Below are 8,173 nucleotides of genomic sequence, written 5' to 3' on the forward strand. Positions count from 1 at the left end.
CGGTGTGGCAAATGCCTGTCGCCTTGATCTCGACCAGCACTTCGCCCTCGCGCGGGCCCTCGAGGTCGACCTCCATGATCTCCAGCGGCTTTCCGGCGGCAACAGCGACAGCGGCGCGGGTTTTCATTCTTTTTCTCTCCCAAATCTCTATTTTGCCGGGCCAGAACGCGGCGCTTATGATCAGACTATGCGGCGATCTTGCCGGGGCCAGCGGGAAACACACCCGACATGACGGTGAAGCCCTTGATGCGCTTGACACGGTCGCACCAGCGCCGAATAGCCGGATAGTCCTGGCGCGGAACCCCGCCTTCCTCCGATAGGATGATGTAAGGAAAACAGGCGATGTCGGCGACGGTCGGGTGACTGGCCGAACAGATCCAGTTGCGGCTCTGCTGTTCGCCGAACCACAGATGCTCGTCGAGGATACGGAAAAGGCGATGCGCGCCGGCACGCGCGGCGTCGATATCGAAGTCATAAAACAGCGCATCGTGCAGGCGGGCGGCCGACGCCGTCGAAGTGATACCGTCTGCAAAGGCCAGCCACTGGCTGATCTCGCCCAGCAGAGCGGGATTGTCCCGCGGATACCAGGTGCCCGACGGATCGTATTTCGAGGCGAAATAGACAAGGATCGCTTGGGCGTCGCGCAAGATCAGCCCTTCATCCTCGATGACCGGCAGCTGGCCAAGCGGATTGAGTTTCAGGAACCATTCCGACTTGTGTTCGCGGCCGGGGTAGAAGTCGACCGGCACGGTCTTGTAGTCGATGCCGAGAAAACTCATCAGCAGCCGCAGCTTGTAGCAATTGCCCGACAGTTCGTAGTCGTAAAGCGTGATCATCGGCAGCTCCTAAAGCAATTCCAGGAAACGTGTGTAACGGTTTTCCGTCCGGAATTGCGTAAAACAAACAGTTAGATGTCCAGAACCAGGCGTGCCGATTTGGCGCGCGAAACGCAGGTCATGATCTTGGTTCCGGCCTTCCTCTCGGCATCGTTGAGGTAGACGTCCTGATGGTCCGGTTCGCCCTCGATCACCGTCGCCACGCAAGTGCCGCAGGCGCCTTGCTCGCAAGACGACGGAACATCGATGCCGCTTTCGCGCATGACCTGCATGATCGTCTTGCCCGCCGGCACCTGAAGCGTGACGCAGGAGCGCGCCAGCGCGACCTCGAAGCTCGAACTGTCGTCGATCTTGTTGGTGTTCTTGAAGTACTCGAAATGGACGGCGCTATCTGGCCAGCCCTGCTCGGCCGCGATCTTGCGCGCGGCTTCCAGCATCGGTCCCGGGCCGCAGATGTAGAGATGCATGCCATTGCGATAACCGGCGAGGAGTTGTCGAAGCTCGGCGCCGGTCGCGTCGGGCGAGAGGCCGAGATGCGGCTTCAGCGCATCGCCGAGATGCTTCAGCCGATCGGCAAAGGCGAGGTGTTCCTCGCCTTGCGCGAAATAATGCAGCTCGTGCGCAAGCTCCTGGTTCTTCAGCGCCTGCGCCATGGCGAGCAGCGGCGTGATGCCGATGCCGCCGGCGACGAACAGCGTCTTGATCGCATCGCGGCGCAGCGGGAAGTTGTTGCGTGGCTCGGAAATCGCCAACACGTCGCCCTCTCGCACCGTCTCATGCATGCATTTCGAGCCACCCTTGGAGTCCCGTTCCAGCTTGACGCCGATGGTGAAGCTGTCGGTTTCACCGGGACCGTTGGTGATCGAATACTGCCTGATCTCGCCATTGGGCATGTGGACGTCGATATGGGCTCCAGGCTGGAACGTCGGCAGGATGCCCTTGATCGGACGAAGCTCGAAGCCTGCGATCCCGTCAGCGGTCTGCCATTTTCTGGCCACGCTGACACGCAGCGCAGCCTTGCGGCCATGCGTGGTCACCTCAGGCATTTCCGCGAGTTCGGCCGAGACCCGTTCGTAGACCGGCTCGAGCGGCGCCGGCGCCGGCGCGTTCGCCACGTCGCGCTCGACCTCGTCGCGCAGCTTGGAAAGCCGCTCATTGTGGTGACGCAGAATGGCAATGCGCGCGGCGCCCTCGGCCTCCTGATCGAGCACGCCGCGGATCACCGAACGGTTGGAATCGACCGGCTGCACGAAGAAAACGCCCTGCGTCTCGGCGCCGCTGGCTCGCGAGCGAAGCGCCACAGCGAAATCCTGGGCGGCTTCGACGAGAATGTCGGCGCCCTCGCCATCGATCGCTCCGTTGGGTTGAAAGCGATAGGCTCTCAGCCTCTCGACGACCTTGTCGGCCGGCGCGTTGACCGCGATGCCGCGCAAGGCGACGAGCTTGCCTTCGGCGAGGCCGGCAATCTCAGGCACCTCCCCGCGCGGCTCTTCCGAGGACCAGACCAAGCCATAACGTTCGACCGCCGGAAAAGTGCGGTTGGTGATGGTGCGGGCGGGTGCATCGGCCGGATGAGCCGGGATATAGGTGCAGCCAGCGGTGCGGTTCGAATAACGCCAGCCGTGATACTGGCATTTCAGTTCGCGCCCGTCATTGATGCCGATCGACAGCCTGACGCCGCGATGCAGGCAGCGGTTCTCCCAGATGTTGACGTAACCGTCATCGGCCCGCCACACGGCGAATTCCCGGCCCAGCAACTGGCCGTGGAAAACGTGGCGAAACGGCAAATCATGGGCAGCGGCGATCGGATGCCACCGGCTTCTGGCTTCTTCCAACATCAATCGTCTCCAAAATGTCTGTCAGGCTGCAGCCGGGATGACCCCGTAGGTCACGCCCTTCTGGCTGAGCCAGCGCCGGTAGGCGATGGCCGACTTGTCAGCGCGGATCGGCGTCTCGGCGCGCGGATCGAGCGGCAGGCGCTTCGGCACCTGGTTTTCCAGGATCGGCTTGTCCTGGCCGAAGATCGTCTGCTGGAAACGCTTGATCACCTTGTCTTCATTGTCTTCGTCGAGCACGCAAAGCAGCATGTGGGCGCGCACATGCTCCTGGTCGACCGGCTGCAGGAAGACGGCGATGACATCGCGCCGGGTCTCGTCGACCGGGCTCGATTTATAGAGCACCGAGCAATAGGGATGCGGCACGCGATAGACGTAGTCGACGTCGGCGCCGCCATCGGACGCCGTCGACGCCATCGGCTGGAAGAAGCGGCAGCGCGTGGCCAGGATCTCGTCGCGATCGACGGAGATCTCGACGTCGTATTCCTTGACTTCGGTATGCGGCTCGACGCCGAGTATGTCGGTATGCACATAGGGGAAGTGGCCCATGTCGAGAAAGTTCTCGATGGCGCGCGGCGCCGAGACGTTGACGCCGAACGTTGCCGCATTGAGCTTGCGGCGGTCCGGCTCTTGATATTCGGGGATCGGGAACAGCTCGGCCGGCGGCGACCCGAGCGAAGTCCAGACATAGCCATAGGCGCTTATTGCAGGCAGCCTGTCGGCGGGTGGAATATGGTCAGCCCTTTGCACATCGGGACGCGAGCGCCAGACGACGGGCTCGCCATCCGCGTCCACCGCAAAGCTGAGGCGCTCCTCGAGCAGAACGGTCTCCTGGACGGCGCCGGGAGCAGCTTCCGCGATGGCGCCCACGGGATGCCAGAGATTGAGGATCACGGGATCAGCGCATTTCGTCATCATGTTATCCCTTCAAATACCCTCGGACCTCATCAGATCTGTGCCGGTATCGCACCATAGGTGACCGCCCTGTCACGCAGCCAGCGCCGATAGGAAACCGAGACGGCATCGGCGCGGATCGGCGTCTCGGCGCGCGGATCGAGCGGCAGGCGCTTGGGGACCTGGTTTTCCAGGATCGGCTTGTCCTGCGCGAAGATCAATTGCATGAAACTGCGCACCGTCGCCGCGTCCATGCCCTCCTTGAGGTAGCAGAGATAGGGATGCGCGACGCAGTTCTCCTCGTCGACCGGCTGCACGAACAGCGTGATGACATCCAGCCTCCCCTTCTGGATCGGATTGCTCTTGTAGAGCGCCACCGTATAGGGCCGGATCACCTTGTAGATGTACTCGACGACGAACCCTTCCTTCGCGGTCGGCGACGCGATGGGCTGGTAGAATTTGCATTCGGTCGCCAGCACCTCGTCCTGGGGCGTGATTTCCACCTTGTAAGGCACGACCTCGGTATGCGGCTCCTCGCCGAGCCAGCCTGTGTGGATGAAGGGGAAATGCCCCATGTCGAGAAAATTCTCGACGGCGCGAAGGCCCGACACCTTGACCGCGATCGAGCCGCCGCTGACCAGATGTCGATCCGCCTCGTTGGCCTCGGGGATGTAGATGATGTCGCGCCAGGGTTTGTCCAGACAGGTCCAGACGAAGCCATAGCGCTCGGCGCTCTTCAACACGTCGCCGGTATCGTTGCGAACGACTTCGATCTTGTTTGAATGTTTTCGAACGACGAGGTCGACCCCAAGCAGGCGGGTCGAAAAGGGCACATCCTGGCTGAGCGATTCCTGGTCAGCGACGATATGCCAGTCGTTCAGAAGCTCGCGGTCGACGCAACGGGTTGCCATCGGCATCCCTCCCAACTCGGCTAGCCCTTCACCACGAACCTAGCCTGACGTTTCGCAATGACGAAATCACAAGATTGGATACCAATCAATGATTTTTTGTCAGCCAAAATCATTTTTTGTGTTGACAGACTATGATGATTGAATTCCGATATGGAAAACCTGAACCTGGGATATGGCACATCCCGAAGCGTCATGTCTTCATCATGGAAAGCCTGCTGATCATGTCGTCGCAAAGGCGGAGAACCGTGCCTTGAGCAGCCGCTCCCAGACGATCGCGGACACGCTGACCCGCGCCATCATCGACCATCGGCTGGTGCCCGGCTGCAAGCTCGGCGAGCGCGAGCTTGCCGAGATATTCGATGTCAGCCGCATCGTGGTGCGTCAGGCCCTGATACGGCTCGCCGATGACGGGCTGGCGCAGATCGAGCGCAACCGCGGCGCCTTCGTCGCCAGGCCAAGCATGCAGGAGGCAATGGAGATTTACGACGCGCTGACCCTTGTCGAACAGGGGGTGGCGGCCCAGCTCAGCGATCGCCTTGGCCCCGCCGGATGGGCCGAGCTGCGCCAGCATGTCGAACGCCAGCGCCAGGCAGTCGCCGCCGGCAACGATGCGCTGGCCGACGTGCTCGGCCAGGAATTCCACACGGTGTTCGTGCGCCTTAGCCGCAACAAGGTGATGCAGGAAATCCATGCCCAGCTGGTGCGCCGCACGACGCTGCTGCGCTCGCTCATTTCAGCCGATTTCGACTATTGCAATCTGCTCGACGATCATTCGAGGGTCGTCGACCTTCTGGAAAAGGGCCGCCTGAAACAGGCCATGGACCTGATCGACACGCATCACCGCACCGTGGTGCGCGGCTATATCATGGATCGCGACGTGTTTCCGGAGATGACGCCTGCCGAAGCGCTCGCACCCTATCTCGACGGCAAGGCCGACGGAGCGACGATATCGGCTGGATTGAGGCAGGCAAAACCATCCGGGAATGGCGACGGCGCGGTGCACGCGCACGTCCATCTCCCTAACAAAGACCGGGCATCGACAAGCCGGGCATCAACCAAAAAAACCAACAGAGGGTTACCGACATGAACGACCTGACAAGACGCGGATTCCTGAAATACAGCGGTGCGCTGGGTGCTGCGCTCGGTGCTGGAGGGCTGAGCACGGTCGCCAAGGCTCAAGAGGTGCTCAAGATCGGCGTCGTCTACGTCTCGCCGATCGCCGAAATCGGCTGGACCAAGCAGCACAGCCTTGGCGTCGAGGCGATCAAAGCCGCGTTCGGCGACAAGGCCGAACTCACCGTCATCGACAACATCTTCATGCCGCAGGATGCGGAGCGCATTTTCCGCGAGCTGGCCAGCGCCGGCAACAAACTGATCTTCGGCACCAGCTTTTCGCACGGAACGCCCATGCAGAAAGTGGCGCCGCGCTTCCCCAAGGTGGCTTTCGAACATTGCTCCGGCATCGTACACCTTGCCAATCTGGGTACCTTTGAAGCCAAATATTACGAGGGCACTTTCGTCGCCGGCGCGGCCGGCGGCTACATGTCGAAATCGGGCAAGATTGGTTTCATCGGCGGCTTTCCGATTCCGGATATCGTCGGCCCGGCCAACGCGCTGCTGCTCGGTGCGCAAAGCGTCAATCCGAACGCCACGTGCAACGCTATCTTCCTCAATTCCTGGTTCGATCCGGGCAAAGAGAAGGAGGCCGCCAAGACGCTGCTTTCGCAAGGCTGCGATGTCATCTGCTCGATGACCGACACGGCGACGGGCGTCCAGGTCGCGGGTGAAGGCGGCGCCTGGTCGATCGGCTACGCCAGCGACATGGCCAAGTTCGCTTCGGGCAAACAGCTGACGTCCTTTGTCCTCGACTGGACCAGCGACTATGTCGGCGCCGCCAAGGCCGTCGCCGCCGGCACCTGGAAGCCGGAAGTGCGCTGGGATGGACTGGCAGCGGGCGTCGTGAAGATGGCGCCCTACAATGACGGCATACCGGCCGACACCAAGGCCAAGCTGAAGCAGCTCGAGGCCGACATCGGCAGCGGCAAGGTGCACCCCTATGGCGGCGAGTTGAAGGACCAGGCCGGCAACCTCAAGGTCGCTGCAGGCTCCGTCCTGGCCGATGACGATGTTCGCGGCATGAACTGGTTCGTCAAAGGCATGATCGGCAAGCTGAGCTGAACGCCATCAAAGAACCAGGGAGGCGCCGAGACCGACCTTCGGCGTCTCCCTGCCTGGTTCCCGTCCAACCTCGCTTCACGCCACGGCAGGACCCGCCATGCATCCGCGTCTAGAACTGCGCAACATCTGCAAGCGCTATCCCGGCGTCGTCGCCAATGACGACGTCTCGCTGTCTATCCAGCCCGGCGAAATCCACGCCGTGCTGGGCGAAAACGGCGCCGGCAAATCGACCCTGATGAAGATCATCTATGGCGCGGCGCAGGCCGATTCCGGCGAGATCTTCTGCGACGGCAATCCGATCGCGGCGCACAACCCGGCGACGTCGCGCGCGCTCGGCATCGAGATGGTCTACCAGCACTTCGCGCTGTTCGAATCCGTTTCAGTGGTCGAGAACATTGCGCTCTCGGCAAGCAGCGCCTTCGATCTGCCCTCGCTTGCCGCCAAGATCCGCGAGCTTTCGCTTCGCTACGGTATGCCGATCGATCCGCATCGCCAGGTGCATGACCTCTCTGTCGGCGAGCGGCAGCGCGTCGAGATCGTGCGCTGCCTGCTGCAGGCGCCCAAGCTTCTTATCCTCGACGAGCCGACTTCCGTGCTGACGCCACAGGCGGTGGTCAAGCTGTTCGAGACGCTTCGACAACTCGCCGCTGAAGGCTGCAGCATCGTCTACATCAGCCACAAGCTCGACGAGGTGCAGGAGCTCTGTGACACCGCAACCGTGCTGCGCAACGGCAAGGTCACCGGCACCGCTCGGCCGAAAGAGACGACCTCGCTCGAGCTCGCCCGCATGATGGTCGGCTCGAAGCTGCCGGAAATGCATGTCAGCCCGCCGACCCCGAGCGAGAAGCCAGTGCTCGAGGTCAACAACCTTTCGGTCAAGGCAAGAGACCATTTCGGCGTGGATCTGAAGGACGTCTCCTTCAACGTTCATGGCGGGGAAATCGTCGGCCTGGCGGGAGTGTCCGGAAACGGCCAGGCGGAGCTTATCGCCTTGCTCAGCGGCGAACGCACGCATCACAACAACGACGCGATCAGGATTTGCGGTACCGCTGCCGCTCGCCTTCGTGCCGACGAGCGCCGCAAGCTCGGTCTCGCCTTCGTTCCCGAGGAACGGCTGGGCCGTGGCGCGGTACCGTCGCATACGCTGTGGGAGAACGCGGTTCTGACCGCCCATCGCTTCGGCACCGTCCGCAACGGCCTGGTCGACCGGCGCAAAGCCAGCGCCTTCGCAGCTGGCATCATCGACAGGTTCAAGGTCAAGGCCAACGGTCCGGCTTCGACGGCACAGAGCCTGTCGGGTGGCAATCTGCAGAAATTCATCGTCGGCCGTGAGATCGCGCTCGAGCCGAAGCTTCTGCTTGTCTCCCAGCCGACCTGGGGCGTCGATGTCGGCGCCAGCGTCTTCATCCGCCAGACCATCGTCGACCTCAGCCGCGCCGGCGCGGCGGTGCTCGTCGTCTCCGAAGAACTCGACGAGCTGTTCGAGATTTGTGACCGGCTTCTGGTGATCTGCCAGGGG

The 8,173-nt window shown here is 62.2% G+C and carries 7 protein-coding genes and 1 pseudogene; 3 read left to right on the top strand and 5 right to left on the bottom strand.

What is annotated here, in order from left to right:
- The 5 genes and pseudogenes from EN914_RS16075 to EN914_RS16095 all read right to left on the bottom strand — a co-directional run.
- Nucleotides 1–127, bottom strand: a pseudogene (locus tag EN914_RS16075) (S-(hydroxymethyl)glutathione dehydrogenase); the annotation flags it as partial.
- 58 nt (nt 128–185) lie between these two features.
- Nucleotides 186–836, bottom strand: a complete 651-nt coding sequence (locus tag EN914_RS16080; protein ID WP_024505097.1) for a glutathione S-transferase family protein — start codon at nt 834–836, stop codon at nt 186–188.
- A 71-nt stretch (nt 837–907) separates the two neighbouring features.
- Nucleotides 908–2,674, bottom strand: a complete 1,767-nt coding sequence (locus tag EN914_RS16085; RefSeq protein ID WP_024505098.1) for a Rieske 2Fe-2S domain-containing protein — start codon at nt 2,672–2,674, stop codon at nt 908–910.
- 21 nt (nt 2,675–2,695) lie between these two features.
- Nucleotides 2,696–3,589, bottom strand: coding sequence for an aromatic ring-hydroxylating dioxygenase subunit alpha (locus EN914_RS16090; protein WP_013529897.1), 894 nt, complete (start codon nt 3,587–3,589; stop codon nt 2,696–2,698).
- A gap of 29 nt (nt 3,590–3,618) precedes the next feature.
- Nucleotides 3,619–4,476: an aromatic ring-hydroxylating dioxygenase subunit alpha gene (locus EN914_RS16095; protein ID WP_032809603.1), complete on the bottom strand. Its 858-nt coding sequence runs from the start codon at nt 4,474–4,476 to the stop codon at nt 3,619–3,621.
- Between the two features lie 250 nt (nt 4,477–4,726).
- Here EN914_RS16095 and EN914_RS16100 point away from each other — a divergent pair, with 250 nt between their 5' ends.
- From EN914_RS16100 to EN914_RS16110, 3 genes are all read left to right on the top strand, one after another.
- Nucleotides 4,727–5,563 (top strand): GntR family transcriptional regulator, encoded by an 837-nt coding sequence (locus tag EN914_RS16100; RefSeq protein ID WP_024505100.1) that lies wholly within the window; start codon nt 4,727–4,729, stop codon nt 5,561–5,563.
- Nucleotides 5,560–6,654: a BMP family ABC transporter substrate-binding protein gene (locus tag EN914_RS16105; protein ID WP_013529894.1), complete on the top strand. Its 1,095-nt coding sequence runs from the start codon at nt 5,560–5,562 to the stop codon at nt 6,652–6,654. The genes EN914_RS16100 and EN914_RS16105 overlap by 4 nt, the downstream gene beginning before the upstream one ends.
- Nucleotides 6,655–6,751: 97 nt before the next feature.
- Nucleotides 6,752–8,173: ABC transporter ATP-binding protein (locus EN914_RS16110; RefSeq protein WP_164778754.1), on the top strand; the 1,422-nt coding region annotated here is incomplete at its 3' end.

Source organism: Mesorhizobium sp. M7A.F.Ca.CA.001.08.2.1 (assembly GCF_003998455.1).
Taxonomy (GTDB): Bacteria; Pseudomonadota; Alphaproteobacteria; order Rhizobiales; family Rhizobiaceae; genus Mesorhizobium; species Mesorhizobium ciceri.